The organism is Neisseria sp. WLZKY-1 (assembly GCF_046546535.1).
Classification (GTDB): Bacteria; Pseudomonadota; Gammaproteobacteria; order Burkholderiales; family Neisseriaceae; genus Neisseria.
Genome location: NZ_JBKGTW010000008.1, coordinates 43901 through 70747, shown reverse-complemented (window position 1 = coordinate 70747; position 26847 = coordinate 43901). Strand labels below are relative to the sequence as shown.

Genomic DNA, 26847 nt, shown 5'->3' with positions numbered 1-26847 from the left:
ACCGAAGGAGCAATTACTGCCTACCGAAACATTAAACGTGAAGATTCACCCGAACTATATGCAAAAGCTCAAGTTAATCTTGGTGTTATTTGGGGAGAACAGGAAGATACCGAAGGAGCAATTACTGCCTACCGAAACATTAAACGTGAAGATTCACCCGAACTATATGCAAAAGCTCAAGTTAATCTTGGTGTTATTTGGGGAGAACAGGGAGATATCGACGGAGTAGTTTCCACCTGCCAAAACGTTAAGCATGAAGATTCACCAGAAGCGTATGCAATGGCTCAATTTAATCTCGGCGTTACTTTGGGAAAACGAGGAGATGACGAAGGAGCAATAGCTGCCTACCAAAACGTTAAGCATGAAGATTCGTCTGAACAGTATGCAAAAGCTCAATTTAATCTCGGCGTTACTTTGGGAAAACGAGGAGATGACGAAGGAGCAATAGCTGCCTACCAAAACGTTAAGCATGAAGATTCGTCTGAACTATATGCAAAAGCTCAAGTTAATCTTGGTGTTATTTTGGGAGAACAGGAAGATACTGAAGGAGCAATGGCTGCCTACCAAAACGTTAAGCGTGAAGATTCACCAGAACAGTATGCGAAAGCTCAGCTTAATCTCGGTGTTATTTTGGGAGAACAGGAAGATACTGAAGGAGCAATGGCTGCCTACCAAAACGTTAAGCGTGAAGATGCGCCCGAACAGTATGCGAAAGCCCAATTTAATCTCAGTGGTATCTTGAGAAAACAGGGTAATATCGAAGGAGAAATTGCTGCCTACCAAAATATTCAACCCAATGATTCTCAGGAAGTGTATGCAACAGCACAAGTGAATCTCGGTTCTACTTTAGCAGAGCGTGGTGATACCAAAGAAGCAATTGCCGCATTCCGCAACATTGCATATCAAGATTTAGAAGATACAAAGACATATAAGGAATATTACTACCAGTTTGAAAGCAGAATAAAAATAGCCAACTGCACTTCAGAGTGTGCTATCAGGATGGTGAGAATTCCTGATTTTGTTGAAAACCTAATCCTCAAACTATTGGTTAACAAAAACAAAAAAATAACCGAAGCAAAAGTTGCCCACTACACCCGCCCATCTACCGCAGGTGTGATAACCAAACATGACAGCCCTTCCAAATTTCGTCTGAGTACCATCAAAAATGTCAATGACCCCAGCGAAGGGGCGGTGTTCTACCAATATGTAGAAAAATCCGGCAAGCTGCCGCCCGCGCTCACCAATGAAGCAGACAACCCTGCTGCTGCGGTTTTTCTCAGTTGTTTCACTTTCAATCACGACAGCCTGAACCAGTTCCGACTGTATGGCAAAGAAAACGGGCAGGAAGCATCGGGGGTGAGCCTGGTTTTCAATGATTCGTTTTTCAGCGGCGAAAATCCGTTTGCCATGCTTTCGGCCAACTTAAACACGATAGTGCAAAATTTTGGCGAAAGCGGACAAAGCAAGCCTGATCATGCCGAAATGCAGCCTTTGCCCAAGCTTCCTCTGTTTCGTTGCATTTATCTTGACCCGCAAAGCGGCTATCTGTCGGTTGCCCACCGCGATAAAGCCACTTTTTATGCCGAAACATGGCACGACGATAAAGCGGCTGATCATAAGGCTGTCTGCGAAAAAGCCGAGAAGCAATGGGAATCTTATCGGAAGAAAATTGACGGGCTGGCCGAAGAAATCAAAACCGATTTGGCTAAGCTGGCGCAGATGGTGCGCGATGTGGCAAAAGACGCAGAAGACGATGTTTTGGAAGCCCTTGCCTTTATCCTGCAGCCGCTGCGCTATCTGGTGAAACACGCCGCGTTTCAGGAAGAACAGGAATGCCGCATGATTTATATCGGCGATTTGCTCAACGACAAGCGTATTCATACCGATTGGAACGCGCGGCAGATGTATCTCGAATACTCCGTATCGGTGCGGGATTCGTTAAACAAAATCTATCTCTCGCCCGGTGCGGAGCCGTATGCGGATTTTTTCAAACGCGAATTGCCTGAGCTGGCGAAAAACGGCAGCATCCGCCGTTCGCAGAATCCGTTTCGCAATAAGTAAACCGTTACAAAAGGCCGTCTGAAACCTTTTCAGACGGCCTTTTGTTATCTGTCGGCACAGCGGCGGGGCGGGTTCAGCGGAAGCGGCCGCCTTTGATTTGCAGGCCGTCGGGGTTGAGTCGGGCGGCGAGGGGGTTGTTGCGCAGGGCGTGGGTGAGGGCGGTGGCGAGGCCGTCGGCGGCATCGGGCTGGGGGGTGCCGGAGAGGCGCAGCATGCGCACGACCATGTGCTGAACCTGTTCTTTGGCGGCTTTGCCCTGGCCGACGACGGCCTGTTTGATTTGCAGGGCGGTGTATTCGTAGACGGGCAGGCCGCGGATGACGAGGGCGGCGACGACCGCGCCGCGTGCCTGGCCGAGCATGAGGGTGGAGGCGGGGTTGGCGTTGACGAACACTTTTTCGACGGCGGCCTGCTGCGGGCGGTATTGTTCGATGATTTGGCCGATGTTTTCGACGATGATGCCGATGCGTCCGGCCAGTTCGTCGCCGGGGATGGTTTTGATGCAGCCGGAGGCGACGTAGCGGTGTTCGCGGCCGACGATGTCGATGATGCCGAAGCCGGTGGTGCGGCTGCCGGGGTCGATGCCGAGGATGCGCAGGGGTTGGGCGGTCATGCGGTGGTTTCCGTGTCGGGGAGCGGGGCGGCGTTGTGCCAGAGTGCTGTTTTTTCGGCTTTGTCCAGGCGTTTGATTTGCGCTTCGCGTTTTTGCGCCGCGCTTTTGGTGAGGCCGCTGTCGGTGAGGCGCATTTGTTGCGGTTTGTGCATGCGGGTGTAGCGGGCGCCGCGTCCGTTGCGGTGGGCAGCAAAGCGTGCGGCGGGGCGGTTGCTGATGCCGCAGTAGAGCGAGCCGTTGCCGCAGAGGATGAGGTAGACGCTCCATGCGGTGTCGGGCGTGGCAGTGTCGGTCATGGGAGGCCGTCTGAAAGTTGGGGATGGGGCGCAAAGGCCGTCTGAAACCTTTTCAGACGGCCTGGTTAGATACCGCTGCGTTTATTTGATGCGGTTGACGGGCAGGGGGACGATGTTGCCGTCGGTGAGGGCGAACCACCAGTAGCCGGTGCGGCCCGCTTCGGTGGCGTGGTCGACGCGGCAGAAGGCGAAGGCGGTGTTGTTGATGCAGCCGAAGTGGTGCGGCTGCCAGCTTGCGGGCAGGTGTTTTTTCCATTTTTCAACGTCGCCTTTGGCTGAGGTGACGAGGCGGCATTCGCCCGTGCCTTGGCAGACGGGCTGCCATTGGCCGCCCGCTTCGCGGCCGTTCATGATCCATTGTTTGCCGTTGAGGGCGAATTGCATCTGCATGGGGGTGGGGTTTTCGTTTTGGTCGAGCAGGACGTATTCGCCCTGGTCGGCTGCGGAAAGGGGGGCGGCGGCCAGTTGCGCGGCGGCGGTGAGGGCGAGAAGGGCGGTCAGGCTTTTTTTCATGACAGGTTTCCTTTTTTCTTTTCGGGGGGGGGGAGGGAAGGCCGTCTGAAAAACTTTTCAGGCTTTCAGACGGCCTTGGGGATTACACACCCTGTTTCAGGCTGGCTTCGATAAAGCCGTCCAAATCGCCGTCGAGCACGGCTTTGGTGTTGCCGACTTCGTGGCCGGTGCGCAGGTCTTTGATGCGCGAGGAGTCGAGCACGTAGGAGCGGATTTGGCTGCCCCAGCCGACGTCGGATTTGCCTTCTTCGAGCGCCTGTTTTTCTTCGTTGCGTTTGCGCATTTCCAGCTCGAACAGTTTGGAACGCAGCATTTCCATCACGATGCGGCGGTTTTCGTGCTGCGAGCGGCTGGATTGCGATTGGACGACGATGCCGGTGGGAATATGCGTGATGCGCACGGCGGAGTCGGTTTTGTTGATGTGCTGGCCGCCCGCGCCCGATGCGCGGTAGGTGTCGGTGCGCAAATCAGCGGGGTTGATTTCCACTTCGAAGCTGTCGTCCACTTCGGGATAGACGAAGACGGAGGCAAAGGAGGTGTGGCGTTTGTTGTTGGAATCGAAGGGCGAGTAGCGCACGAGGCGGTGCACGCCGGTTTCGGTGCGTAGCAGGCCGTAGGCGTATTCGCCTTCGAGGCGGAGGGTGGCGTTGTTGATGCCGGCGATTTCGCCGTCGTCCTGCTCGATCACTTCGACTTTGAAGCCTTTGCGCTCGGCGTAGCGGCTGTACATTCTGAGCAGCATGCCCGCCCAGTCTTCGGCTTCGGTGCCGCCCGCGCCGGCGGTGATGTCGATAAAGCAGTTGTTGGGGTCGGCGGGCTGGTTGAACATGCGTTTGAATTCCAAATCCGCCATTTGTTTTTCCAAACCGGCCACGTCGTTTTCGATGGCGGCGAAGCCGTCGGCGTCGTTTTCTTCGACGGCCATTTCAATCAGCATGCGGTTGTCGTCGATGCCCGAGGCGATGCCGTCGAGGGTGAGCACCACGCCTTCGAGGATTTTGCGTTCTTTGCCGATTTCCTGCGCGCGTTTGGGGTCGTTCCACAGTTCGGGATCTTCGGAGAGGCCGATTACTTCTTCCAGGCGGTCTTTTTTGCCTTGGTAGTCCATGTAGTCGCGGATGTCGGCGCTGCGCTGTTCGAGGTCGTTGAGCTGGTTGTTGAGCTGGTTGATGCGTTCGGCTTCCATGATGGTTCTGTTTGTTGAATAAGGGGCGCATTTTAAAGGATTCGCCCGTTTTCCGCCATTTGCGGCCGTCTGAAAGGTATTCAGACGGCCTCAAAGCATGTTTTCCAGTGTAGTGAAACGAAATAGAAAATCTACGGTGTTGCTGCGCCTTGCCGTACTACCTGGTACTGTCTGCGGCTTGCTGCCTTGTATCTTTCCTATTTCGTTTCACTATACAATGCGCCGCCTTGATAAAAACACATTTTTCCAAACACATGACTGCCCCTTCCCCCCTTATCGCCCTGTGTGCGGGCGAAGCCTCCGGCGATCTGCTCGGCGCGCACCTGATCGAAGCGATACGCGCCCGCTGCCCGCAGGCGCGGTTTACCGGCATCGGCGGCGCGCGCATGGCCAAGCTCGGCTTCGAGAGCCTTTACGATCAGGAAAAACTCGCCGTGCGCGGCTTTGCCGAAGTGGTGAAACGCCTGCCCGAAATCCTGAAAATCCGCAAAGGGCTGACCGCCGATATGCTGCGCCTGCGCCCCGACGTGTTCGTCGGCATCGACGCGCCCGATTTCAATCTGGCCGTGGAAGGCCGTCTGAAAGCGGCGGGCATCGCCACCGTGCATTACGTCAGCCCCTCCGTGTGGGCTTGGCGGCGCGAGCGGGTAAACAGCATCGTCAAACAGGCCAACCGCGTGCTGTGCCTCTTCCCGATGGAACCGCAGCTCTACCGCGATGCGGGTGGGCGGGCGGAATTTGTCGGCCACCCGATGGCGCAGACCCTGCCGCTGGATGCCGACCGCGCCGCCGCCCGTGCCAAAATGAAGCTCGACCCGCAAACGCCCGTTTTCGCCCTGCTGCCCGGCAGCCGCGTCAGCGAAATCGACTACATGGCACCGGTCTTTTTTCAGACGGCCAGATTGGTGCTGCAACGCCTGCCCGCCGCCCGCTTCCTGCTGCCCGTGGCCACCCACGCCACCCGTGTGCGCCTGCTCGAAATCCTGGCCAAAGACGAATACAAACGCCTGCCTATCCAGCTGATGACCACCCACACCGACCTGGCCTGCACCGCCGCCGACGCCGTGCTCGTCACCAGCGGCACGGCCACGCTGGAAGTCGCCCTGTGCAAGCGGCCGATGGTCATCAGCTACAAAATCTCGCCGCTCACCTACGCCTATGTGAAGCGCAAAATCAAAGTGCCGCACGTCGGCCTGCCCAACATCCTGCTCGGCCGCGAAGCCGTACCCGAGCTGCTGCAAAGCAAGGCCAAACCCGCGCTGCTGGCCGACGCCCTAATCAAATGGTACGAATCACCCGAAGCCGTCGCCGCGCTGGAAAACGATTTCCGCGAACTGCACCTGACGTTGAAACAGGACACCGCCGCGCTGGCCGCGCAAAACGTGCTGGAAGAAGCGGGCGTGGCAATCTGAGACGCACAAAAAGGCCGTCTGAAAACCGCAAAACGGGTTTTCAGACGGCCTTTTGCCTGCCTCAAATCCGACGGTCAGCCGGTAAAGCGTTTGAATACCAGTGTGCCGTTGGTGCCGCCGAAGCCGAAGGAGTTGGAGATGGCGACGTTGATTTTTGCGTCGCGCGCTTCGTTGGCGCAGTAGTCCAAATCGCAGCCGGCTTCGATGTCCTGCTCAAACAGGTTGATGGTGGGCGGCGATTTTTGGTTGTGTACGGCCAAGACGCTGTACACGGCTTCTACGCCGCCTGCCGCGCCAAGCAGGTGGCCGGTCATGGATTTGGTGGAGTTGACGATGGTTTTGTAGGCGTGTTCGCCCAAGGCGCGTTTGAGGGCTTTGGTTTCGTTGGCATCGCCCAGCGGGGTGGAGGTGCCGTGGGCGTTGACGTAGTCCACGTCGGCGGCGTTCAGCCCTGCGTCTTTGAGGGCGCGGGTTACGGCCAATGCGGGGCCTTCTTCGTTGGGGGCGGTGATGTGGTAGGCGTCGGAACTCATGCCGAAGCCGACGAGTTCGGCGTAGATTTTTGCACCGCGTTTTTGGGCGTGTTCGAGTTCTTCCAATACCAAAATGCCCGCGCCTTCGCCGATGACGAAGCCGTCGCGGCCTTTGTCCCACGGACGCGAGGCGGTGGCGGGGTCGTCGTTGCGGGTGGAGAGGGCTTTCATGGCGGCGAATCCGCCTACGCCGAGGGTGCTGATGGCGCCTTCCGCGCCGCCGGCAATCATGATGTCGGCGTCGCCGTATTTGATGATGCGGGCGGAGTCGCCGATGGAGTGTGCGCCGGTAGTGCAGGCGGAAACCATGCCGTAGCTGGGGCCGCGGTAGCCTTTGAGGATGGTAACGTGGCCGGAGATGAGGTTGATCAGCGAACCGGGAATGAAGAAGGGGTTGATTTTGCGCGCGCCGCCTTCGATAACAGCTTTGCCGGTGGCTTCGATGCTGGGCAGGCCGCCGATGCCGGAGCCGATGTTCACGCCGATGCGGTCTTTGTCGAGATTGGCAACGTCGTCGAGGCCTGCGTCGGCGATGGCCTGCAGGGCGGCGGCGATGCCGTAGTGGATGAAGGCGTCCATGCGGCGGGCTTCTTTGGCGCTGATGTATTGGCCGATGTCGAAGTCGCGCACTTCGCCGGCGATTTGGCTGTTGAGGTCGGATGCGTCAAAGCGGGTGATGCGGCCGATGCCGCTTTTGCCGGCCAGTAGGTTGTCCCATGCGGTCGGGATGTCGTTGCCGACGGGGGATACCTGCCCGAGGCCGGTGATGACTACTCTTCGCTGACTCATATAAATCTGCTCGCTGTGGAATCGTTTGCGCCTGTTCGGCGGCGGGTTGAATGAGAAACGACCCCTGTGTGCAGGCAAGCCCGCGCGCAGAGGCCGGAATGTGTCAAAGCCGCTTATCAGCCCTGATGTGCATTGATGTAGTCGATGGCAGCCTGAACGGTGGTGATTTTTTCGGCTTCTTCATCGGGGATTTCGCAGCCGAACGCTTCTTCCAAAGCCATCACCAGCTCGACGATGTCGAGGGAATCGGCGCCCAAATCGTCTTGGAAGGAAGATTCGTTTTTCACTTCGTCAACGGTTTTGCCCAGTTGCTCGGCAACGATTTCTTTCACTTTTTGTTCGACATTTGACATATTCGTAAGTCCTTGTTTAAAGCCTTGCGGCGGTGGTTAATGTAAAACTTAAAACGGGCGCATTGTACCCGATTGGTTTAGAGTTTTCCATCTAGTTTGACGCCCCGCTGCGGGTATCCGCTTGGGCGGGGCATGAGGCGCGGGCATCTTAGCATGGCGGCGATTTTGCCGACAAGCGCATTTTCCTTCAGCTTTTCCTGTGTTTAACCTTTGTCATGGCTTTTCCGCGCCTATGCTCTGCTGCAAAAAGCGCAGCACGCAGGCCAGCTCGGCGGCGGTTTCTTCCTGCGTGCCGTTGCCGGTGTGGCCGCCACCGTCGGGGGCGTAGAGCCAGGTGCTTGCGCCGCAGCCGCGCAGTTTGGCGTAAAACTTCAAGGCGTGGGCGGGGTGGACGCGGTCGTCGGACAGACTGGTGGTAATCAGGGCGGGCGGGTAGCTGAGGCCGTCTGAAAGATTGTGGTAGGGCGACAGGGCGGCGAGGTGAGGGCGCATTTCGGGGTCGGCAGGGTCGCCGTATTCGTCGATCCAACTGGCGCCGGCGGAGAGTTCTGTATATGCGAGCATATCGGTGAGCGGCACTTCGCACACCAGCGCGCCCATGCTTTGCGGTTCGCGCACGAAGGCGGCGGCGGCAACCAGGCCGCCGTTGCTGCCGCCCTGCACGGCAATGCGTTCGGGCGAACTCATGCCGCGCGCGGCCAAATCGCGCACCACGGCCAGCAGATCGTCGGCGCTGCGGTGTTTGTGCCTGCCCTGCGCGGCGGCGTGCCAGTGTTTGAACTCGCCACCGCCGCGCACGTTGGCAACGACAAAAGCATTCCCCTGTTCGAGCCAGTGGCGGCCGATGCTTTCGGGGTAGTGCGGCGGCTCGGGTTCGCCGAAGCCGCCGTAGGCGTAAACCAGCGTCGGCGTGTCGGGCGCGGCGGTTTTGCCGACATGGAAATAGGGTATCCGCGTGCCGTCGGCCGACTCTGCCCACAGCTGCCGCACTTTGATGCCGTCTGAAACAAACTGTTCGGGCTGGCGGCGCAGCACGCTCAGTTCGTTGACGTGCAAATCGAGGGCAAACAGGGTGAGCGGGGTGGTGAAATCGTCGGCGGCCAGATAGAGCACGTCGCCGCCCCAGGGCTGGTCGGTGATTTCCAACGCGCCTGCGGGCAACTCGGGCAGGCTTTGTTCTTCCCATGTTTTGCCCGTCCATTTCCACGCTTTCAGACGGCCTTTCACGTTATCCAGCAGCGACACGGCGATAAAGCGTTTGGTGGTTTCCACGCTGTCCACCGCCTGCGTGTCGGAAGGCTCGAACAGCAGCGCCGCCTCGCCCAGCACGCCTTTGTTCAGATTCACCGCCACCAGCGCGCCCGCCGGATAGCTTTGGTTTGCCCGCTGCCACGGCTCGCGCAGTTGCACAAGCAGCTGGCCTGCGGTGTAGCCGACGATGTCGCAGTCGCGCGGCAGTTTGAGTTTGACGGTGCTGTTGTCGGGCAGCACCTGGTAATAGTCTTTGGTGAAAAAGCCTTCCGCCGCTTCGATCAGGTCGACGGGCGAACCGAGGCCGTCGAGGTAGCGCCAGGCGTTGGCCATCATCCAGTTTTCCGCTACCTGCAACACGGGCAGGCCGTCTGAAAACGCCTGACCGCGTTCGAGCAGCCACACTTGGCGCGGATAGCCCGATTCGGTGAGCTGGCGTTCGTCCCAGGCGGGGCAGACCCAGACGCTGTTTTCGTCGCGCCACGAAATATGGTTTTTGCCCGCCGGAAAGTGGAAGCCGTTTTCGACGATGCGCCGCCCGGCCAAATCGAATTCCAGCGTGTAGGCCGCGTCGCCGCCCGCCGCGCTCAGGCTCAACAGCACGCGCAGCGGCTGTTCGACATAGTGCGACACGCCGTCGAGATAAACATCGTCGCCCAAAATTTCGTCGAAATCGGCCACGGAAAACAGCACTTCCCAATCGGGCAGACCGGCGCGGTAGGAGGCGGCGGAGCAGACGCGGTAGACGCCTTTGGGAAAGTCTTCGCTCTGGTAAAAATGGTACATCCGCGCGCGGTGTTCCTGGCAAAACGGAATCTGCCGCTCGTCGCGCATGGCTTGGGCGATGTCGTCGCGCAGGGCGCAAAAGGCGTCGTCGTTGGCAAAGCGCGCCAGCGTTTCGGCATGGGCGGCGCGGGCGAAATCCTGTGTGGCGGGGTCGGAAAGATTGTGGAAACGGGAAAACGGATCGTGTTGCTCGGGCATGGTGTGAGGCCGTCTGAAAAGAAGAAAAGGGCGCGATTATAAACAAAAAGGCCGTCTGAAACGTTTTCAGACGGCCTCTGCGCTTGATGCACAATCAGCGGGGCGTACAGCTTTTGAACAGGATTTCGTCTTTCGGCGAAGTGATCATGATGGGCTGCTTGCGGTAGGTTTTGGTGCTCATCTCGCTGGTGCTCAGAGTGTAGCCGCCCTCGTCGATGAAGTAAGTGTCCACATTGTCGGAGCGGTCGAGGTTGATGTCCATGGTGCGGTTGCGGCCGTTGATGCGGGCAACGGCGTAGTTGGGCAGGCCTTGTTTGTTAAAACCGTAGGTCACGTTGATGCGTTTGCCCTGCTGGCAGTGGTAGCTGACGGTTTTTTTGCTGACGGTGGGATTGCCGGTTTCGGCCATGGCGGTGCCGCTGAAGGCAACTAGGGAAGACAGTACGACGGCAGACAACAGTTTCATATGTGTATCCTCAATAAAGTAGATTGGATGAAAATCCTTTGCGGCAGACACCCGCCGCAAAAGCGCCGCCATACTAAGGCTTTTTCTGTTAAAAAAGCAAAGGTATTCGGATAATTTCTGTAAACGGAAAAACATGGGACGATAGCTTTTAACACAGACAGAGGCCGTCTGAAACCGCCCGATGCCCTACGGAACGGGGCTTCTTCCCGTTTCCCCGCCGCAGCGTTCAGACGACCTGTCTTTCAAAAATACGGAAAAGCGCGTAAAATCCGCGTAAATTTTCTTTATCCGCAGGCAGATTCAACTGCCTGTTTTTTATCAGGTAAAAAACATGACCGAACAGCACAATCCCGCCGAAGAAGCCCATATCGACGAAAACCAAATCATCGCTATCCGCCGCGAAAAACTCAACGCCATCCGCGCCGAACGCATCGCGTTCCCCAACGATTTCAAACGCGACAGCTTCGCTGCCGAGCTGCATGAAAAATACGATGCCTTAAGCAAAGAAGAACTCGACCCGCAGGCAATCCCGGTAAAAATCGCCGGCCGCATGATGCTCAAACGCGCGATGGGCAAGGCCAGCTTTGCCACCGTGCAGGATGCCACCGGCCAAATCCAGCTCTACATCAACAATCAGGGCGTGGGCGAGGCGGCGCACGAAGACTTCAAACATTGGGACATGGGCGACATCGTCGGTGCGGAAGGTACTTTGTTCAAAACCAACCACGGCGAGCTGACCGTGCGCGTATCCAACGTGCGCCTGTTGTCCAAATCCCTGCGCCCGCTGCCCGACAAACACAAGGGTTTGGCCGACCAAGAGGCGAAATACCGCCAGCGTTATGTCGATCTGATTGTGAACCCCGAATCGCGCGACACCTTTATCAAACGCAGCCGCATCATCCAAACCGTACGCAACTATATGGTGAACGAGCGTTATCTCGAAGTGGAAACGCCGATGATGCACCCGATTCCCGGCGGCGCCACGGCCAAGCCTTTTGTAACCCATCACAACGCGCTGGATATGCCGCTCTATCTGCGCATCGCGCCCGAGCTGTATTTGAAACGCTTGGTGGTGGGCGGCTTGGAGCGCGTGTTTGAAATCAACCGCAGCTTCCGCAACGAGGGCATGAGCACGCGCCACAACCCCGAATTCACCATGATGGAATTTTACGAAGCCTTCTGCACCTACGAGCGCATGATGGAAATGACCGAGGGAGTCATCCGCGCCTGTGCACAGGCCGTCTGCGGTACGGCTAAAATCAGCTACAACGGCAAAGAAGTCGATTTGGAAAGCCCGTTTGAGCGTTTGACGATTTTGGAAGCCATCAAAAAATACAATCCGCGCTACACCGACGAGCAGCTTTTCGACGAAGCGTGGCTGAAAAAAGAAATCGTGCGCCTGGGCGAAAGCCTGCCGCCCGCGCCCGGCATCGGCAGCCTGCAACTGGCTCTGTTTGAAGGCTGCGCCGAAGGCAAACTGTGGAACCCGACTTTCATCATCGATTATCCGGTGGAAGTGTCGCCGCTGGCGCGCGCCTCCGACACCAAGCCCGGCCTGACCGACCGTTTTGAATTGTTTGTCGTCGGCCGCGAGCTGGCCAACGGCTATTCCGAGTTGAACGACCCCGAAGACCAAGCCGCCCGTTTCAAAGCCCAAGTCGCACAAAAAGACGCGGGCGACGACGAAGCCATGCACTACGACGCCGACTACATCCGCGCCATGGAATACGGCCTGCCCCCCACCGGCGGCAGCGGCATCGGCCTCGATCGCCTCGTGATGCTGCTCACCGACGCCCAAAGCATCCGCGACGTGATTCTGTTCCCGCAGATGCGGCCGGAGTAACAGCCCGTTTGAGGCCGTCTGAAAACTTTTCAGACGGCTTCTCTTTTACATCTGACTTTGCAAAGAAACAGCCATGTTTCAAACAGCCCACAACACCGTCAAACAACTCATCGCCGATTTCAACGCCCACGAAGCCCACTACCGCTCGCCCAAATACCAAGAAGCCGAAGTGCGTGCCGACTTTATCGACAAACTCTTTACCGCGCTGGGCTGGGACGTGGCGCACGACCACCAGAAAAACCCCTACGAGCAAGAAGTCAAAGTAGAAAAAGCCCAACGCCAAGCCCAAGAAAAAGCACAAAAACGCGCCGATTATGCCTTTTCCGTTGCACCCGATTTCAAAACCGTGCAATTTTTCGTGGAAGCCAAAAAGCCCAGTTTGACCCTGCGCCAAAACCGCGACGGCTATTTCCAAACCGCCAAATACGGCTGGAACGCGCAAACGGGCGTTTCCGTGCTGACCGACTTTGAAGAAATCGTCATCATCGACTGCCGCGCCAAGCCCGATTTCGACACCATTTTGCAAAACGAGTTGCGCTATTTCAAATACACCGATTTTGAAAACGAAGAAACCTTCGGCGAATTTTACTGGCTGTTTTCGCACGAAGCCGTGGCAGAGGGCAAACTCGCCCGCTACATCGCCGATTTGCCCAAAGCCAAAGGCAGCGGCAAACAACTGCGCCTTTTGGGCGGACGCTATCTTTCCATCGACGACAGCTTTTTGAGCTACATCGACGACATCCGCCTGCATTTGGCGCAAGCGTTTTACCAAAACAACCCCACGCTCAACGCCTACCAGCTTACCGAAGCCACCCAGCGCACCATCGACCGCCTTGTCTTCATGCGCTTTTTGGAAGACAAGCAAATCGAGCCGGAAACCCTGCTCCACAACATCGCCAACGCCGAAAAACCGTGGGCGAAATTCATCGCCGAATGCAAACGGCTGGACACCAAATACAACGGCATCGTGTTCAAACCGCATTTTGTCGATGAAAAAGACTTTCTCGGCGCAGACGAAACCGCTTTCCGCGACATCGCCTCCGACCTCGACCACACCAACACGCCCTACGATTTCAACTACATTCCCATTCACATTCTCGGCAGTATTTACGAGCGGTTTTTGGGCAACATCATCGTGATTGAAGAGGGTAAAGCTGCGATTAAACAAAAGCCCGAAGTGCGCAAAGCGGGCGGCGTGTTTTACACCCCGAAATACATCGTGGACTACATCGTAGAAAACACAGTCGGCAAAATCATCGCAGGCAAAAACCCCGACTACATCGCCAAGCTCAAATTCGCCGACATCGCCTGCGGCAGCGGCAGCTTCCTTATCGGCGTATACGAATGCCTGCTCGACTACCACACCCGCTACTACAACCAATACCCCAAACAAGCCCCCAAAGCAGGCTGCCATTTCGACGAAGCCAGCGGCACATGGGTGCTCGGCATCAAACAAAAACAGCAGATTCTGCTCAACAACATCTACGGCGTAGACATCGACCTGCAAGCCACCGAAGTAACCCAGCTTTCGCTGTTTTTGAAACTGCTGGAAGACGAAACCATGGCCAGCGCAAACGATATGCAGGTATTGTTTGCCGACAAAATTCTGCCCAATCTGAGCCGCAACATCATGTGCGGCAATACCTTGGTGGGCTACGAGATTATGGACGTGATGGGCGACGCGCTGGCGCAAGACGACGAAATCCGCCGCAGCGTGAACCCGTTTGATTTTCAGACGGCCTTTGCCGATGTGTTTGACGCAGGCGGTTTTGACGTGATTGTGGGCAATCCGCCGTATGTGAAAGTGTCCGATAAAGAACTGCTGGCGTATTTCAAGCAGCATTTTCAGCATCAGAACTACCAATACGATTTATACCTGCTGTTTTTGGAACGCTATCACGCGCTGCTCAAAGAAAAAGGGCTGCTCGGTGTGATTGTGCCCAACACATGGTTGCAATCGGTAACGTTTACCGAAATCCGCAAACATCTGCTGGGCGATTACCGCTGGCAGAAGATTTTGCACGGCAAAGAGCATATTTTTGACGCGGTGGTGGATACCCATGTGTTGGTGTTTGAAAAAGGCCATCTGAAAGGCAAAAACCTGTTTGACGTGGACTTTGCCGAAAACCAAAGCACGGCGTTTTACCAGCAGCTTGACCAAAACGGCTTTGATAAAAACGGCGGCACAATCAACATTCTCGCCAAACCCGAAGCCACCGCCCTGTTTAAGAAAATTCAGGCTGCCTCAGAAACGCTGGGAAGCTGCTCTATATCCACCGTTGGCGTAAAACCGTTTCAAAAAGGCAAGGGCAAGCCCAAGCAAACCAAAGAAATCGTTGAAACCAAGCCTTTTGTCAAAGAAAACCAACCCAAGCCCGCAGGCGAACACTGGAAACCGCTGTTGCGCGGTAGCCTAATCAACCGCTACGAAAACCTGTGGCACGAAGACAGTTGGATACAATACGGCGAATGGCTGGCAGAACCGCGCACGCCGTCATTTTTTGAAGCCGAAGAAAAAATCGTTGTGCGCCAAACGGGAGACCGCATCATTGCTACCGTTATCGGTAAAGACATCATCTGCCGCAATAATCTGCACATCGTTATCGCCCAACAGCGCAACCATAAATTTTTGCTGGGCGTGTTAAACAGCAAACTGGCGAATTTTTGCTATTACCAAATCAACCCCGAACGCGGCGAAGCCTTGGCAGAAGTAAAAAAAGCACACGTTGAGCAACTGCCCATACCCAAAATCCGCACCGAAGCACAGCAGGCATTGCACGACGAAATCGTGAAATTGGTTGACCAAATGCTCGCCGCCAAACCCAAAGCCCGCGCGGCGGTGTCGGAAAGCGATAAAAATTTCCAAGCCAACTACATCGCCAATCTGGAACAGCGGATTAATCGGGCGGTGTACAAAATCTACGGCCTGAACGAAGACGAAATCGCGCTGATCGGACAGGCCGTCTGAAAAGCGCGGAGGAAGCCCGGCCGGAGGCATTTTTCAGACGGCCTTTCCCGGCTGCCACTGCCGCGTTAGAATCCGCAGCATTTTTCAGACGGCCTGCAACAAACTGTCTGAAAAACCGTTCCCCCTTTTTCAAACGGCCTCAACACCAACGGAAATTTCCCATGCACACACGCCGCATCATCGTCGGCATCAGCGGCGCCAGCGGCTTCCAATACGGCCGCGCCGCCCTCGAAATCCTGCGCGGCCTGCCCGATGTCGAAAGCCACCTGATTGTCAGCAAAGGCGCCGAACTCACCCGCGCCCTCGAAACGCCCTACGGCAAAGACGACATCTACGGTCTCGCCGATGCCGTCCACGCTGTCGGCAACCTCGGCGCGCCCGTGTCCAGCGGCTCGTTTCCCGTGCACGGCATGATTGTCGCCCCCTGCTCCATGCGCACACTAGCCGCCGTTGCCCACGGTTTTGCCGACAACCTGCTCACCCGTGCCGCCGATGTCACCCTCAAAGAGCGCCGCCGCCTCGTGCTGATGGTGCGCGAAACCCCGCTCAACCTCGCCCACCTCGACAACATGCGCCGTGTCACCGAAATGGGCGGCATCGTCTTCCCGCCCGTGCCCGCCCTCTACCACCGCCCGCAAACCGCCGCAGAAATCGTCGCCCACAGCACCGCCCGCGCCCTCGGCCTGCTCGGCCTCGACATTCCCAACAGCCCGCAATGGACGGGCGGCGCGGCGGATAAGGCCGTCTGAAACCCGCTTTCAGAAACGTCATTCCCGCGCGGGCGGGAACGGCCTCCCAGCCCTCAAACCCCATACAAAACATACAAACGCCCCTTCCCTCCGACAAAGCCCAACCATGAAACGCACCCTCTCCGCCGCCGAAAAAGGCCGTCTGAAAAACCATTTGCGGCGTGGCGGCCTCATCGCCTATCCCACCGAATCCTGCTACGGCCTCGGCTGCCTGCCGCGTCATGCCAAAGCACTCAGAACGCTCGTCCGCCTCAAACGCCGCCCGCAGCACAAAGGCATGATTGTTATCGGCGACAGCCTTGCCCGCCTGCGCCCGCTGCTGCGTCCGCTGCCCGAGTCCGACGCGGCCGCGCTGCACGACATCTGGCCGGCGCGCGAAACCTTTCTGCTGCCCGCCGCCCCCGACCTGCCGCCGCTGCTGCGCGGCAAAGGACGCGGCAAACTCGCCGTGCGCGTGCCCGCTCACGCCGCCGCCCGCGACCTGTGCCGCCTGCTCGGCACGCCGCTGGTGTCCACTTCGTGCAACCGTGCGGGCAAGCGCCCCTGCCGCAGCGAGCGCGAAACCCGCCGCCAATTCGGCCGCAGCGCACGCATCGTCGGCGGCTGCTGTGGCCAAAGCAAAACGCCCAGCCGCATCACCGACTGGGCGACGGGAAAACGCTTGCGCTAAACCTTGAATCCCACGCAAAAAGGCCGTCTGAAAACCGTAAAACAGGTTTTCAGACGGCCTTTTGTCTACCGCTTATTTTTTCAGCGAATCACGGATTTCGCGCAGCAGCAGCACTTCTTCGCTCGGCTCGGCGGGGGCGGCGTCGGCAGGGGCTTCCACTTTGTTTTTCAGAGTGTTGAGGGCTTTCACCACCATAAAGATGGCGGAGGCGATGATGAGGAAGCTGATGATGCTGTTGATAAACAGGCCGAGGTTGAGTGTGACCGCGCCGGCGGCTTTGGCAGCGGCCAGCGAGGCGTAGCCGCTTTCGGGGGCGGGCACGCCGTCTTTGAGGGTGATGAAGAGGTTGGAGAAATCCACGCCGCCGATCAAAAGGCCGATAGGGGGCATGATAACGTCGTCCACCAGCGATTTGACGATGCCGGAGAAGGCGGTGCCCACCACCATACCGACGGCCAGATCCACCACGTTGCCGCGCATGATAAAGTCTTTAAATTCTTGTTTAATCGACATTTGTCTTTCCTTTTTTGTATGTTTGCGAAACGAAAGGCGGCAGTTTAAAGAAATCGCGCCGCCCGTGCGGCGGCGGCGCGATTTTCGGTTGGTTTTCGGCAATGTGCGGCGGACGGGCGCGGCGGCGGTGCAAACGGTTTTCAGCGGTGCAGGGCGGCGGTTTTGACCCATGCCAGAAGTTCGCGCGTGCGTTTGCGCAGGCGGTTGGGGGCGGAGTCGCCGCAGTCGGGGGCGGCGTAAAGCTGCGCTTTTTTGCCTGGCCAGTGGCGGCGTGCCAGCCATTGAGCGCGCGGCAGGTGGAAATCGTCGCTGACGATGGCAATGTGTTTTTCCGTTCCCAAGAGTACGCGGCTGAACGCGATGTTTTCGTAGGTGCTTTCCGAGCGGTTTTCAACGGCGATGTCGCGGCGCGGCACGCCTGCGGCTGCTGCCATGTCGCGCATGGCTTCGGCTTCGTTGCTGCCGTCGCCGTCGGTGCCGCCCGACATGATGAGCCGCCGCGCTTTGCCCGCATGATAAAGCGCCACGCCCGCTTCGACGCGGCTGCGCAGACAGGGATTGGGGCGGCCGTGACGGTTGACGGCGTTGCCGAGCACCACTGCCGTGCCCGCCGTCGGAGCGCCGTGTACGGGCTGCGCCGCCCGTTGTGCCAGCGCATCGAGCGCCAATATGCCCGCCGCCCACAAAAGCAGGCCGCAGCCCGCCGCCACGCAAACCGCGCGCCGCATTCTGCGTTTCGCCATGTCCGTGTCCTTTATCTTTATTGTCTGCAAAATGCCGACGATAACACGCTTGAGGCCGTCTGAAACACGGCGGCGCTTTCTTTCAGACGGCCTGTACCGCTATAATCGCGCCCGCTCTCGAGGGAGTAGCCGTCCGTGCGCTGTTTCAGGCAGCGCGCGGAGCCTGCGTCAACACAATTGCCGGTCGGCATGGTGCAGGTATCTTCCCGCCGGAAGACTGGCAAGACTTGGGGCATACCGACGCATTCCGTGCGGGGCGTTTGGTGTGTCTTTTGTCTGCCCGCACGGTTTTTGGGATATCGAATGGAAGCCTTCCTCTCCTCCACGCTGGCCGTGCTGATTGCCGAAATCGGCGACAAAACCCAGCTGCTCACCCTGTTTCTCGCCGCCCGCTTTGCCGACAAAAAGGCTGTTGTCGCGGGCATTTTCGCCGCCACTCTGCTCAACCATCTCGCCTCCGCCCTGTTCGGCGCGTGGCTGTTTGCCCGTGTGCCGCCCGAAACGGCCAAATGGGCGGTCGGACTGAGCTTTGTCGCCGTGGCGCTGTGGCTGCTCGTGCCCGACAAAGACGATGAAGGCGACAACGGCCGCTGGCTGAAATACGGCGCGTTCGCCGCCACGGCGGTGCTGTTTTTCCTGGCGGAAATCGGCGACAAAACGCAGATTGCCACCGTACTGCTGGCCGCGCGCTACCACGATCTGACGGCCGTGGTGGCGGGCAGCGTTATCGGGCTGATGGCGGCCAACGTGCCCGCCGCCTATCTCGGCGAAAAAATCACTACCGCCGTTCCCGCCCGCACCGTGCGCTTTGCCGCCTGCGCCCTGTTCGCCGCGATGGGCGTGCTGACGCTGTGCGGCGGCGGCATCGCCTTGGGCTGAACGCGGCAGGCAAAAGGCTGCCCCGCCTGCGCGGCAATGGCGTTTCTAAAAAGGCGGTTTCGACTTGCTTGCAGCCGTGTTTTCAGACGGCCTGATGCCGACAAGCGTTTAAACACTCCAAACCCAAATTTACGCTTGCGCCGCTATAATCCGAGCCTTCGTTCCACCAAGCCAACCGCTATGAAACTGTTTTACCTGCCTCTTTTTCTCGCTGCCCTCGGCGCAGCCCCGCTCTCGCACGGCGCAACCTATGTCTGCGGCAGCGGCACGTCCGTCACTTATTCCAGCGAAAAAACTGACGCCTCCTGTCGCGAATCGCAGCCGCGCGACTCTGCAGCGGAACAAGCGCCGGCCGACAAAACCGACGTTTGGGGCGACGCGTCTGCCGGCGACATTTTCGTGATGCCGCCCTCGGCGCAGCAGCTGGCCGACAATACGCCGCCGCCGAAAATGACGGTGAAGCTGCGCAACCGCCCGCAAACCGCCGCCGTGAAAACCGCCGCGCCCGCCAAAGCCCCCGTCCGCGCCGCCGCGCCGATCTACGCCGCCGTGAAACCCAAGCTCAGCCGCGACCAAATCCTGCAACGCGAAATCAGCAGCGAACGCGCCGCCCTCGTCCGCACCAAAGTCCGCCTCGAACAGGAAATGAAAAAAGGCGGCAACACCGCCACGCTGCAACGCGCCGTTGCCGACCGCGAAGCCAATATCCGCGCCATCGAACGCGAGTTGAAAAAGTTCTGAGTCCGCGCGACGCCAACCCAAAAGGCCGTCTGAAACCCGTTTTTCAGACGGCCTTAGCCCATCCGCGCTGCACAAAGGCGGCGTTTGCCCGAACAGGCCGCCGCCCCGTCCCGCAAGGCTTTTCAGGTGGCCTCCCTGTGACTGCCGCCGCTGAATAATCCAGCAAAATCAGGTATAATCCGCCCCTTTCGCGCCGTCTGCGCCAGCCGTTTCCCACGCGGTTTTTCAGACGGCCTCTTGACAGTGAGAACAACGGTAAAAACTATGGCAGAGCAAAAACACGAAGAATACGGCGCCGACAGCATCCAGGTGCTCGAAGGCTTGGAAGCGGTACGCAAACGCCCCGGTATGTATATCGGCGACACACAAGACGGCAGCGGCCTGCACCACATGGTGTTCGAAGTATTGGACAACGCCATCGACGAAGCACTGGCGGGACATTGCGACAAAATCACCGTAACCATCCATGCCGACAATTCCGTCAGCGTGGCAGACAACGGGCGCGGTATGCCCACCGGCATCCACCCGAAAGAAGGACGCTCCGCCGCCGAAGTCATCATGACCGTATTGCACGCGGGCGGCAAGTTCGACAACAACAGCTATAAAATTTCCGGCGGCCTGCACGGCGTGGGCGTGTCCGTCGTCAACGCGCTGTCCGACTGGGTAACGCTGACCATCTACCGCGACGGCAAAGAACACTTCGTCCGCTTCGTACGCGGCGAAACCGAAGAGCCGTTGAAAGTTGTCGGCGACTCTGACAAAAAAGGCACGACCGTGCGTTTCCTCGCCAGCGCGGAAACCTTCGGCAATGTCGAATACAGCTTCGACATCCTTGCCAAACGCATCCGCGAACTTTCCTTCCTGAACAACGGCGTGGACATCGAATTAACCGACGAACGCGATGGCAAACATGAAAGCTTCGCCCTTTCCGGCGGCGTGGCAGGGTTCGTGCAATACATGAACCGCAAAAAAACGCCGTTACACGAAAAAATCTTCTACGCATTCGGCGAAAAAGACGGCATGAGCGTCGAATGCGCCATGCAGTGGAACGACAGCTACCAGGAAAACGTGCAGTGTTTCACCAACAACATTCCGCAACGCGACGGCGGTACGCACCTGACCGCATTGCGCCAAGTGATGACGCGCACCATCAACAGCTACATCGAAGCCAACGAAGTCGCCAAAAAAGCCAAAGTTGAAACCGCAGGCGACGATATGCGCGAAGGTTTGACCTGCGTGTTGTCCGTCAAACTGCCCGACCCCAAATTCTCGTCGCAAACCAAAGACAAACTGGTTTCCAGCGAAATCGGTCCCGTCGTCAACGAAGTCATCAACCAAGCACTAACCGACTTCCTCGAAGAAAATCCGAACGAAGCCAAAATCATCACCAGCAAAATCGTCGATGCCGCGCGCGCGCGCGAAGCCGCCCGCAAAGCCCGCGAAATCACCCGCCGCAAAGGCGTGATGGACGGCTTGGGGCTGCCCGGCAAACTTGCCGACTGCCAAGAAAAAGACCCTGCCTTGTCAGAGCTTTATCTGGTCGAGGGCGATTCCGCAGGCGGCTCAGCCAAACAAGGCCGCGACCGTAAATTCCAAGCCATTTTGCCGCTCAAAGGCAAAATCTTGAATGTCGAAAAAGCCCGTTTTGAAAAAATGCTTGCCAGCCAAGAGGTCGCCACCCTGATTACCGCGCTGGGCGCAGGCATCGGCAAAGAAGAGTTCAACCCCGAAAAACTGCGTTACCACCGCATCATCATCATGACCGATGCCGACGTGGACGGCGCGCACATCCGCACCCTGCTCCTGACCTTCTTCTACCGCCAAATGCCCGAACTGGTCGAACGCGGCTACATCTACATCGCCCAGCCGCCGCTCTACAAAGCCAAATACGGCAAGCAGGAGCGTTACCTCAAAGACGAGCTGGAAAAAGACCAATGGCTGCTCGGCCTCGCTTTGGAAAAAGCCAAAATCGTTTCAGACGGCCGCACCATCGAAGGCGCAGAACTTGCCGATACCGCCAAACAATTCCTGTTGGCGAAAACTGTCATCGAACAGGAAAGCCGCTTCGTGGACGAACTCGTCCTGCGCGCCATGCTGCACGCGTCGCCCGTCGATTTGACGTCGTCTGAAAACGCCGATAAAGCCGTTGCCGAACTTTCCGGTTTGCTCGACGAAAAAGAAGTCGCCCTCGAACGCATCGAAGGACACGAAGGCAACCGCTTCATCAAAATCACCCGCAAGCTGCACGGCAACGTCATGGTCAGCTACATCGAACCCAAGTTCCTCAACAGCAAAGCCTACCAAACCCTCACCCAAACCGCCGCCGCGCTCAAAGGCTTGGTTGGCGAGGGCGCCAAGCTCTACAAAGGCGAGAGCGAGTACGACGTGGACAGCTTTGAAACCGCGCTGAACATCCTGCTCCAAAACGCGCAAAAAGGCATGTCCATCCAGCGATACAAAGGTTTGGGCGAGATGAACCCCGAGCAGCTTTGGGAAACCACGATGGATCCCGCCGTTCGCCGTCTGTTGAAAGTGCGCATCGAAGACGCCATCGCCGCCGACGAAGTATTCGTCACCCTCATGGGCGACGAAGTCGAACCGCGCCGCGCCTTCATCGAAAACAACGCCCTGATTGCGCAAAACATCGACGCATAAAACGTTTAAGGAAAACCATGGGCTACCCGCAACAAGCCATAGACAACATCCTCAAGCTGTCGGCCGACAAACGCTGCCTGCACGCACTGAAAAACATCGCCGAGGCGGAAACGCTGTATGTGTTGGCCGACGACGAAGGCGAATGCCGTTTCTGGGCGGACGAGGGCGGGGCAACTTTTCTGCCCGTGTGGCCGGAGCAGGAATTTGCCGAAATGATGAAATCCGAAGGCGAATCGGTGTGGGAATTCGAACTGGAAGAATTTTTGCAGGACAGCGTTCCGTGGCTGGCCGAAGAGGGATACGGCATCAGCGTTTTCCCCGTGGCCGCCCGTCCTGACAGCGTCGTGATGCCCGCCGTCGAATTTGCCGCCCGCATCAACACCATTCTGGCCGAAAGCTACGGCGAAGCGTTTGATTTGCCGTATCTGTAAGGCAAACGGCAAAAGGCCGTCTGAAAACCATATCCCAAGGTTTTCAGACGGCTTCAAACAGCAGAGACAGCCCGTGAACAAACGCAAAACGAAAAACCGCCAAGTCCACACTGCGCGGCCTGCCGTGTCGGCGCGGCGGGCGAAGCCTTTGGAGAAACTGTCGGAAAAACTCTTTGCAATCGGCATGGTCACGGCGTTTGCCGCGCTGGTGCCACTGTTTTCCCTGATAGCGGAAATTGTGCGCGCCGTCATGGAAAACGGCTTTTCAGACGGCCTCTCCGCCACGCTGTTTGCCGCCGCGACATGGCGCTTTTTCTTTGCGCAAATGGCGGCTTTGGCGACGCTGTTCGTCCTTTATTTTATCGAAGAAGACGCCGAAGACGCAGGCAGCGAACCGCTCTTTGGCTCCAGCGGGCGGCTGCTCGGCATGGCGGGCGGCGGTGCATTGGCGGGTCTGGCAGCGGCGGACGTGCGCGGCGCGGCTTGCGGCGCGGCGGCGGGGCTGGTGGCGGCGCTGCTGATGCCGTGGCTAAAATACCTGCTGCGCCATGCTTCGTTTTAACGGAAAAAGCGAAAAGGCCGTCCCTGCCCGAACAGGCAGGGACGGCCTTTTTCATGACAAAACGCAGAGCCCGCGGGCGTGTCACGCTTTCGGACGGCCTTTTTCAGACGGCCTTTATGTTCCGCTCCGCCGCCGCACAGAGAAAATCGGCGAACTTGGCGCACAGGCCGCTGTCGATGTCGTGCATTTCCTGCAACAGCAGCATCAGGTCTTCGCCGATGTCGCCCGGCAGGCGGACAGGTTCGCTTGTCGTATCGGGGCTCAGGAAAAAACGGCTGATGCGCCGTATGCTGTGTTCGCGCCCCTCGCCGCCGCTCTCGCTGCCGCGCCATGAGATATTGGAGCGAACGCGCAGCCGGTGCGAGGTAATCAGGCCGTCTGAAAAGGCGGCGGGCAGGCCAAGTCTTCCGCCGCGCCGTCCGATTCGGCCAGCGGCAGGATTTCGGCGGCGACAAAATCACGCCACAGCCGCATCAGCTCGCAGTTGGGCACGGTGTTGACGATGTCCGAATCCCAAACGGCATCAAACGCCCGCCTGATTTCGTTGGCGGCGGTTTTTTTCTCGCGGCGGCGGTTGTTTTTGTTCATTGTGTTCTCCAAACGGAAGCGGCAAAACGCCGTTCTCTGCACGGGTTGGAAAACAGCCTACGCGGCGCCATGCAAAAACTGCCGCAGGCGTTTGAGCTCCTGCCAGGCGGCGGCTTTCAGTTCGGGCTGGCGCAGCAGGCGGGCGGGGTGGGGGACGGAGAACACGGGTATGCCCGCGAACACCTGCGGCAGGGCGGCGGCGTGGGCGGGGTGGTCGAAGCGGCCTAGCAGCAGCACGGCGGATGCGCCGCACAACTCGCGTTCGGCCTGCACGCGGGTGGCGGCGGCTTCGATTTGCGCGGCGCTGGGGGAAAATTCGCTGTTTTGCAGCCAGCTGGTGCGGCGCACGTCGGCGTCGGCCAGGCCGATGGCGGCGAACATATTGCCCAGCAGCACGCCTGCCGCGCCGCCGAGCAGACGTCCGGCGGCGATGTCTTCCGGCGCGGGGCAGACGGACACGGCCATCACGCGGGCGGGGGCGATGCTGTCTGCGAGGGCGGCTTTGTGTTCGGCCACGCTGCGGAAGACGGGCGCGGCGGCTTCGGCGGCGCGGCGTTCGGGCGGCGCGGCCAGTTGCGCGGCGCGCTCCTGCGATTTGTAGTAGCCGCCTATGCTGCTGCCGACGGCAGCCATGGCGGCAGCGCGGGCGTTTTCAGACGGCCTTTGTGTTGCGGCCGTCCGAACGGCGGCGTTGCGGGTTGGGTCGGGCGCGGCAACGGGCGCGGCTGACGTCGGCGCGGGCGGCGCGGTGTTTTCAGACGGCCTGTGCGTTGCGGCCGTCTGAACGTCGGTTTGCCGTTCGTTTTCCGCGTCGGCGGCCACGAGTTTCGCGCCCCGTTTCAGCCACATCGGGCCCAGATCGAGCGCTTCGTGCAGGTGGAGGTAGCGGCTGCTTAACATATTTTCTCCATAATCAGCGCGTCTTCGCGCGTGCCGTCGGGCAGGGAATAATAGCCGCGCCGCCGCGCCGCGTCGGAAAAGCCGTGTTTGCGGTAGAGCGACTGTGCGGCAGCGTTCGATTCGCGCACTTCCAGCAGCAGGCGGCTCACGCCGTTGGCGGCGCAGTCGGCCGACCAGCGGCGCAGCAGCGCGTCGGCATAACCTTGGCGGCGGGCGGCGGGCACGGTGGCAATCAGGTGCAGCTCCGATTCGCCTGCCACGGTCTGCCAGACGATAAAGGCGGCGGGCGCGCCGTCGGCTTCCGCAAGCAGCACGGTGTCGCAGGCTTGGTTTAAGGCCGTCTGAAACTGGCTTTCCGACCACGGCGACGGATTGCAGGCGCGGTCGACGGCGGCCAGCGCGGCGCAGTCGGAGGGCAGGGCGGCACGGATATTCATGCGCCGCCCGCCGCTTTGCGTGCCGCCTGTTCGGCGGCGGTGAGGGCGATTTTGTCGCGCACATAGAGCAGCGAGGCGTCGGCGGCGTCGGTTGCCGCGTAAGCCCCCGTCTGCGCCAGACGCAGATAGTCCGCCGCCATCGGCATGGCGGGCGACCCGGCAAAAGGCGGCGGATCGGCCAGCGCGAAGGCGTTGCCGATGCCGTGCGTGAACGATACGCCCTCGGGCGGCACGATGTCGGCCGCGCGTCCGACCTGATAGGGGCTGAGGCGGCGGCGGTTTTCCGTGTCAAACCACGCGTAAAACACTTCGCCCATCCGTGCGTCCGCCGCCGCCAGCACGCCGCGCCCGCGCACCAGACAAGCCGCCGCGTCCAAACACGGCACGCCCACCAGCGGCAGGCCGAAGGGCGCGGCCAAGCCCTGCGCCACGCCCAGGCCGATACGCAGGCCAGTAAACGCCCCCGGTCCCTGTGCGTAGACAATACACGACAAATCGGCGGCGGTTACGCCCGCTTCGCCAAACAGCCGCCCGATCTGCGGCAGAACCAGCGCCGACTGGCGGCTGCCCGCTTCTTCGTGGCAGGCAAACAGGCGGCCGTGCGCGAAGAGGGCGAGGGAGAGGACGGAAGTGGAGGTGTCGATGGCGAGGACGGGGCGGGAAAAATCGGGCTGCATGGCGGCGGGGCGGGGTTGGAAAAGGGGTGGATTATAGCAGGAGAGGCCGTCTGAAATGCCCGGTGGGGCGCGCGGTTTGGGGTTGGACGGAAAACCATGCGGACAAGCAAAGGCCGTCTGAAAGCAAAGCCGCAACGAAGCCAAAAGCCGGTTCGGGGTTTTCAGACGGCCTTTTGTCCCTTTGCGATGGGTCAAACAGCCGCCGTTTTCCCGCCGCCGCGGCCGCCCCGCGCTTCCGCCGCCCCCTGCCTTTCGGTATCATGCCGCCCGACAAACCAACCACGACAAAAAGGAGCAGAACATGGCAGCACAAGACGATCTGAAACGCATGGCGGGCGAAAAAGCCGTCGGCTTCGTGCCCGAAAACGAATACATCGGCATCGGCACGGGTTCTACCGTCAACCACTTCATCAAAGCCTTGGCCGAAAGCGGCAAGGCCGTCAAAGGCGCGGTCAGCAGCTCCAAAGCCACTTCCGATCTGCTGGCGCAGTATGAAATTCCCGAAGTGACTTTAAGCGACGTGGTGCGGCTGGCCGTTTACATCGACGGCGCCGACGAAGTGAACCACAGCCTGCAAATGATCAAAGGCGGCGGCGGCGCGCTCTTGCGCGAGAAAATCGTCGCCAGCGCCTCGGAGCGCTTTGTCTGCATCGCCGACGAAAGCAAATACGTCGCTCGCCTCGGCCGCTTCCCGTTGCCCGTCGAAGTGATTCCCTCCGCCCGCTCGCTGGTGGCACGCAAGCTGCTTGCGCTGGGCGGCGAACCCGAATTGCGCGTCGGCTTCATCACCGACAGCGGCAACGAAATCCTCGATGTCTCCGGCCTCGATTTGTCGCGCCCGCTGACGATGGAAGAAGAAATCAACAAAATCACCGGCGTGGTGGAAAACGGCCTCTTCGCCCGAGACACCGCCGACGTGCTGCTGCTGGCGCGCGCAGGCGGCGTGGAAACCATCACCATCGGCGGCTGAGTCGGCGCGCGCCGCATCAAGGCCGTCTGAAACCCTGCTTTCAGACGGCCTCAACCGTTTTCCG

General features: G+C 59.0%; 27 protein-coding genes. 12 read left to right on the top strand and 15 right to left on the bottom strand.

The genetic code is table 11. From position 1 onward, the window contains the following. On the top strand, nucleotides 1-2061 hold a 2061-nt coding region (locus ACLD9W_RS04150), incomplete at its 5' end, for a tetratricopeptide repeat protein (protein WP_410840828.1). Between the two features lie 73 nt (nucleotides 2062-2134). Here the strand turns inward: ACLD9W_RS04150 and ruvC are convergent. The 4 genes from ruvC to prfB all read right to left on the bottom strand — a co-directional run bounded on the left by ruvC (nucleotide 2135) and on the right by prfB (nucleotide 4669). Next, complete coding sequence (gene ruvC / locus ACLD9W_RS04145; RefSeq protein WP_410840827.1) at nucleotides 2135-2674, bottom strand: crossover junction endodeoxyribonuclease RuvC; 540 nt, start codon at nucleotides 2672-2674, stop codon at nucleotides 2135-2137. Further along, nucleotides 2671-2970 (bottom strand): GIY-YIG nuclease family protein, encoded by a 300-nt coding sequence (locus tag ACLD9W_RS04140; protein ID WP_410840826.1) that lies wholly within the window; start codon nucleotides 2968-2970, stop codon nucleotides 2671-2673. The genes ruvC and ACLD9W_RS04140 overlap by 4 nt, the downstream gene beginning before the upstream one ends. Nucleotides 2971-3051: 81 nt before the next feature. Continuing rightward, entirely contained in the window at nucleotides 3052-3483 is a 432-nt protein-coding gene (locus ACLD9W_RS04135) for a hypothetical protein (protein WP_410840825.1), read from the bottom strand. Nucleotides 3484-3565: 82 nt separating this feature from the next. Further along, a complete protein-coding gene (prfB, locus tag ACLD9W_RS04130) occupies nucleotides 3566-4669 on the bottom strand; it encodes a peptide chain release factor 2 (protein ID WP_410840824.1) in 1104 nt (367 codons plus the stop codon). Between the two features lie 254 nt (nucleotides 4670-4923). On the opposite strand from prfB, the gene lpxB reads away from it, so the two are divergent. After that, nucleotides 4924-6081, top strand: coding sequence for a lipid-A-disaccharide synthase (lpxB, locus tag ACLD9W_RS04125; protein WP_410840823.1), 1158 nt, complete (start codon nucleotides 4924-4926; stop codon nucleotides 6079-6081). A gap of 74 nt (nucleotides 6082-6155) precedes the next feature. Here the strand turns inward: lpxB and fabF are convergent, their stop codons facing one another. The 4 genes from fabF to ACLD9W_RS04105 form a co-directional block, all read right to left on the bottom strand. After that, complete coding sequence (fabF, locus tag ACLD9W_RS04120; RefSeq protein ID WP_410840822.1) at nucleotides 6156-7403, bottom strand: beta-ketoacyl-ACP synthase II; 1248 nt, start codon at nucleotides 7401-7403, stop codon at nucleotides 6156-6158. Between the two features lie 116 nt (nucleotides 7404-7519). Next, nucleotides 7520-7756, bottom strand: coding sequence for an acyl carrier protein (gene acpP / locus ACLD9W_RS04115; RefSeq protein ID WP_410840821.1), 237 nt, complete (start codon nucleotides 7754-7756; stop codon nucleotides 7520-7522). Nucleotides 7757-7969: 213 nt separating this feature from the next. Further along, a complete protein-coding gene (locus ACLD9W_RS04110; protein ID WP_410840820.1) occupies nucleotides 7970-9991 on the bottom strand; it encodes a prolyl oligopeptidase family serine peptidase in 2022 nt (673 codons plus the stop codon). Nucleotides 9992-10085: 94 nt separating this feature from the next. Then, nucleotides 10086-10457: an adhesin gene (locus ACLD9W_RS04105; RefSeq protein ID WP_410840819.1), complete on the bottom strand. Its 372-nt coding sequence runs from the start codon at nucleotides 10455-10457 to the stop codon at nucleotides 10086-10088. Nucleotides 10458-10788: 331 nt separating this feature from the next. Between ACLD9W_RS04105 and lysS the strand changes: the two genes are divergently transcribed. From lysS to ACLD9W_RS04085, 4 genes are all read left to right on the top strand, one after another. Then, nucleotides 10789-12300 carry a lysine--tRNA ligase gene (gene lysS, locus ACLD9W_RS04100; RefSeq protein ID WP_410840818.1) on the top strand — a complete coding sequence of 504 codons (1512 nt, stop codon included), beginning with the start codon at nucleotides 10789-10791 and terminating at the stop codon, nucleotides 12298-12300. Between the two features lie 73 nt (nucleotides 12301-12373). Further along, nucleotides 12374-15268 (top strand): Eco57I restriction-modification methylase domain-containing protein, encoded by a 2895-nt coding sequence (locus tag ACLD9W_RS04095; protein WP_410840817.1) that lies wholly within the window; start codon nucleotides 12374-12376, stop codon nucleotides 15266-15268. Between the two features lie 161 nt (nucleotides 15269-15429). Next, nucleotides 15430-16017 carry a UbiX family flavin prenyltransferase gene (locus ACLD9W_RS04090; RefSeq protein ID WP_410840816.1) on the top strand — a complete coding sequence of 196 codons (588 nt, stop codon included), beginning with the start codon at nucleotides 15430-15432 and terminating at the stop codon, nucleotides 16015-16017. A gap of 106 nt (nucleotides 16018-16123) precedes the next feature. Next, a complete protein-coding gene (locus ACLD9W_RS04085; protein WP_410840815.1) occupies nucleotides 16124-16687 on the top strand; it encodes an L-threonylcarbamoyladenylate synthase in 564 nt (187 codons plus the stop codon). A gap of 72 nt (nucleotides 16688-16759) precedes the next feature. On the opposite strand, the gene mscL is transcribed toward ACLD9W_RS04085, so the two are convergent. From mscL to ACLD9W_RS04070, 3 genes are all read right to left on the bottom strand, one after another. Further along, complete coding sequence (mscL, locus tag ACLD9W_RS04080) at nucleotides 16760-17200, bottom strand: large conductance mechanosensitive channel protein MscL (protein WP_009425129.1); 441 nt, start codon at nucleotides 17198-17200, stop codon at nucleotides 16760-16762. Between the two features lie 140 nt (nucleotides 17201-17340). After that, complete coding sequence (locus ACLD9W_RS04075) at nucleotides 17341-17943, bottom strand: vancomycin high temperature exclusion protein (protein ID WP_410840814.1); 603 nt, start codon at nucleotides 17941-17943, stop codon at nucleotides 17341-17343. A 17-nt stretch (nucleotides 17944-17960) separates the two neighbouring features. Next, nucleotides 17961-18179, bottom strand: a complete 219-nt coding sequence (locus ACLD9W_RS04070; protein WP_410840813.1) for a hypothetical protein — start codon at nucleotides 18177-18179, stop codon at nucleotides 17961-17963. Between the two features lie 67 nt (nucleotides 18180-18246). Here ACLD9W_RS04070 and ACLD9W_RS04065 point away from each other — a divergent pair, with 67 nt between their 5' ends. From ACLD9W_RS04065 to ACLD9W_RS04045, 5 genes are all read left to right on the top strand, one after another. Continuing rightward, nucleotides 18247-18822, top strand: a complete 576-nt coding sequence (locus ACLD9W_RS04065) for a TMEM165/GDT1 family protein (protein WP_410840812.1) — start codon at nucleotides 18247-18249, stop codon at nucleotides 18820-18822. 180 nt (nucleotides 18823-19002) lie between these two features. Further along, on the top strand, nucleotides 19003-19563 hold the full coding sequence (locus ACLD9W_RS04060) for a hypothetical protein (protein WP_410840811.1): 561 nt from the start codon (nucleotides 19003-19005) through the stop codon (nucleotides 19561-19563). A gap of 264 nt (nucleotides 19564-19827) precedes the next feature. Next, entirely contained in the window at nucleotides 19828-22218 is a 2391-nt protein-coding gene (gene gyrB / locus ACLD9W_RS04055) for a DNA topoisomerase (ATP-hydrolyzing) subunit B (RefSeq protein WP_410840810.1), read from the top strand. Between the two features lie 17 nt (nucleotides 22219-22235). Next, nucleotides 22236-22649, top strand: a complete 414-nt coding sequence (locus ACLD9W_RS04050) for a DUF2750 domain-containing protein (RefSeq protein WP_410840809.1) — start codon at nucleotides 22236-22238, stop codon at nucleotides 22647-22649. A 73-nt stretch (nucleotides 22650-22722) separates the two neighbouring features. After that, a complete protein-coding gene (locus ACLD9W_RS04045; protein WP_410840808.1) occupies nucleotides 22723-23211 on the top strand; it encodes a hypothetical protein in 489 nt (162 codons plus the stop codon). Nucleotides 23212-23580: 369 nt separating this feature from the next. Here ACLD9W_RS04045 and ACLD9W_RS04040 read toward each other — a convergent pair whose 3' ends face one another. From ACLD9W_RS04040 to tsaB, 4 genes are read right to left on the bottom strand one after another with little or no spacing between them, the layout of a single operon-like run. After that, nucleotides 23581-23799, bottom strand: coding sequence for a hypothetical protein (locus ACLD9W_RS04040; RefSeq protein WP_410840807.1), 219 nt, complete (start codon nucleotides 23797-23799; stop codon nucleotides 23581-23583). Between the two features lie 57 nt (nucleotides 23800-23856). Then, entirely contained in the window at nucleotides 23857-24699 is an 843-nt protein-coding gene (locus tag ACLD9W_RS04035; protein ID WP_410840806.1) for a uracil-DNA glycosylase family protein, read from the bottom strand. Beyond that, on the bottom strand, nucleotides 24693-25136 hold the full coding sequence (gene rimI / locus ACLD9W_RS04030; protein ID WP_410840805.1) for a ribosomal protein S18-alanine N-acetyltransferase: 444 nt from the start codon (nucleotides 25134-25136) through the stop codon (nucleotides 24693-24695). The genes ACLD9W_RS04035 and rimI overlap by 7 nt, the downstream gene beginning before the upstream one ends. Continuing rightward, nucleotides 25133-25813, bottom strand: coding sequence for a tRNA (adenosine(37)-N6)-threonylcarbamoyltransferase complex dimerization subunit type 1 TsaB (tsaB, locus tag ACLD9W_RS04025; RefSeq protein ID WP_410840834.1), 681 nt, complete (start codon nucleotides 25811-25813; stop codon nucleotides 25133-25135). Before tsaB ends, rimI begins: the two co-directional genes overlap by 4 nt. A gap of 301 nt (nucleotides 25814-26114) precedes the next feature. On the opposite strand from tsaB, the gene rpiA reads away from it, so the two are divergent. Beyond that, nucleotides 26115-26783 (top strand): ribose-5-phosphate isomerase RpiA, encoded by a 669-nt coding sequence (rpiA, locus tag ACLD9W_RS04020; protein ID WP_410840804.1) that lies wholly within the window; start codon nucleotides 26115-26117, stop codon nucleotides 26781-26783. The last annotated feature ends 64 nt before the right edge of the window (nucleotides 26784-26847 follow it).

Bases quoted from the DNA above. Each gene is read 5' to 3' on its own strand.
- ACLD9W_RS04135 (WP_410840825.1), bottom strand. From the start codon at position 3,483: ATGAAAAAAAGCCTGACCGCCCTTCTCGCCCTCACCGCCGCCGCGCAA.
- mscL (WP_009425129.1), bottom strand. From the start codon at position 17,200: ATGTCGATTAAACAAGAATTTAAAGACTTTATCATGCGCGGCAACGTG.
- lysS (WP_410840818.1), top strand. From the start codon at position 10,789: ATGACCGAACAGCACAATCCCGCCGAAGAAGCCCATATCGACGAAAAC.
- rimI (WP_410840805.1), bottom strand. From the start codon at position 25,136: ATGAATATCCGTGCCGCCCTGCCCTCCGACTGCGCCGCGCTGGCCGCC.
- ACLD9W_RS04095 (WP_410840817.1), top strand. From the start codon at position 12,374: ATGTTTCAAACAGCCCACAACACCGTCAAACAACTCATCGCCGATTTC.
- ACLD9W_RS04040 (WP_410840807.1), bottom strand. From the start codon at position 23,799: ATGAACAAAAACAACCGCCGCCGCGAGAAAAAAACCGCCGCCAACGAA.
- acpP (WP_410840821.1), bottom strand. From the start codon at position 7,756: ATGTCAAATGTCGAACAAAAAGTGAAAGAAATCGTTGCCGAGCAACTG.
- ACLD9W_RS04065 (WP_410840812.1), top strand. From the start codon at position 18,247: ATGGAAGCCTTCCTCTCCTCCACGCTGGCCGTGCTGATTGCCGAAATC.
- fabF (WP_410840822.1), bottom strand. From the start codon at position 7,403: ATGAGTCAGCGAAGAGTAGTCATCACCGGCCTCGGGCAGGTATCCCCC.
- ACLD9W_RS04075 (WP_410840814.1), bottom strand. From the start codon at position 17,943: ATGGCGAAACGCAGAATGCGGCGCGCGGTTTGCGTGGCGGCGGGCTGC.
- ACLD9W_RS04110 (WP_410840820.1), bottom strand. From the start codon at position 9,991: ATGCCCGAGCAACACGATCCGTTTTCCCGTTTCCACAATCTTTCCGAC.
- gyrB (WP_410840810.1), top strand. From the start codon at position 19,828: ATGGCAGAGCAAAAACACGAAGAATACGGCGCCGACAGCATCCAGGTG.
- prfB (WP_410840824.1), bottom strand. From the start codon at position 4,669: ATGGAAGCCGAACGCATCAACCAGCTCAACAACCAGCTCAACGACCTC.
- rpiA (WP_410840804.1), top strand. From the start codon at position 26,115: ATGGCAGCACAAGACGATCTGAAACGCATGGCGGGCGAAAAAGCCGTC.
- ruvC (WP_410840827.1), bottom strand. From the start codon at position 2,674: ATGACCGCCCAACCCCTGCGCATCCTCGGCATCGACCCCGGCAGCCGC.
- ACLD9W_RS04050 (WP_410840809.1), top strand. From the start codon at position 22,236: ATGGGCTACCCGCAACAAGCCATAGACAACATCCTCAAGCTGTCGGCC.
- ACLD9W_RS04035 (WP_410840806.1), bottom strand. From the start codon at position 24,699: ATGTTAAGCAGCCGCTACCTCCACCTGCACGAAGCGCTCGATCTGGGC.
- ACLD9W_RS04090 (WP_410840816.1), top strand. From the start codon at position 15,430: ATGCACACACGCCGCATCATCGTCGGCATCAGCGGCGCCAGCGGCTTC.
- lpxB (WP_410840823.1), top strand. From the start codon at position 4,924: ATGACTGCCCCTTCCCCCCTTATCGCCCTGTGTGCGGGCGAAGCCTCC.
- tsaB (WP_410840834.1), bottom strand. From the start codon at position 25,813: ATGCAGCCCGATTTTTCCCGCCCCGTCCTCGCCATCGACACCTCCACT.
- ACLD9W_RS04085 (WP_410840815.1), top strand. From the start codon at position 16,124: ATGAAACGCACCCTCTCCGCCGCCGAAAAAGGCCGTCTGAAAAACCAT.
- ACLD9W_RS04070 (WP_410840813.1), bottom strand. From the start codon at position 18,179: ATGCCCCAAGTCTTGCCAGTCTTCCGGCGGGAAGATACCTGCACCATG.
- ACLD9W_RS04140 (WP_410840826.1), bottom strand. From the start codon at position 2,970: ATGACCGACACTGCCACGCCCGACACCGCATGGAGCGTCTACCTCATC.
- ACLD9W_RS04105 (WP_410840819.1), bottom strand. From the start codon at position 10,457: ATGAAACTGTTGTCTGCCGTCGTACTGTCTTCCCTAGTTGCCTTCAGC.
- ACLD9W_RS04060 (WP_410840811.1), top strand. From the start codon at position 19,003: ATGAAACTGTTTTACCTGCCTCTTTTTCTCGCTGCCCTCGGCGCAGCC.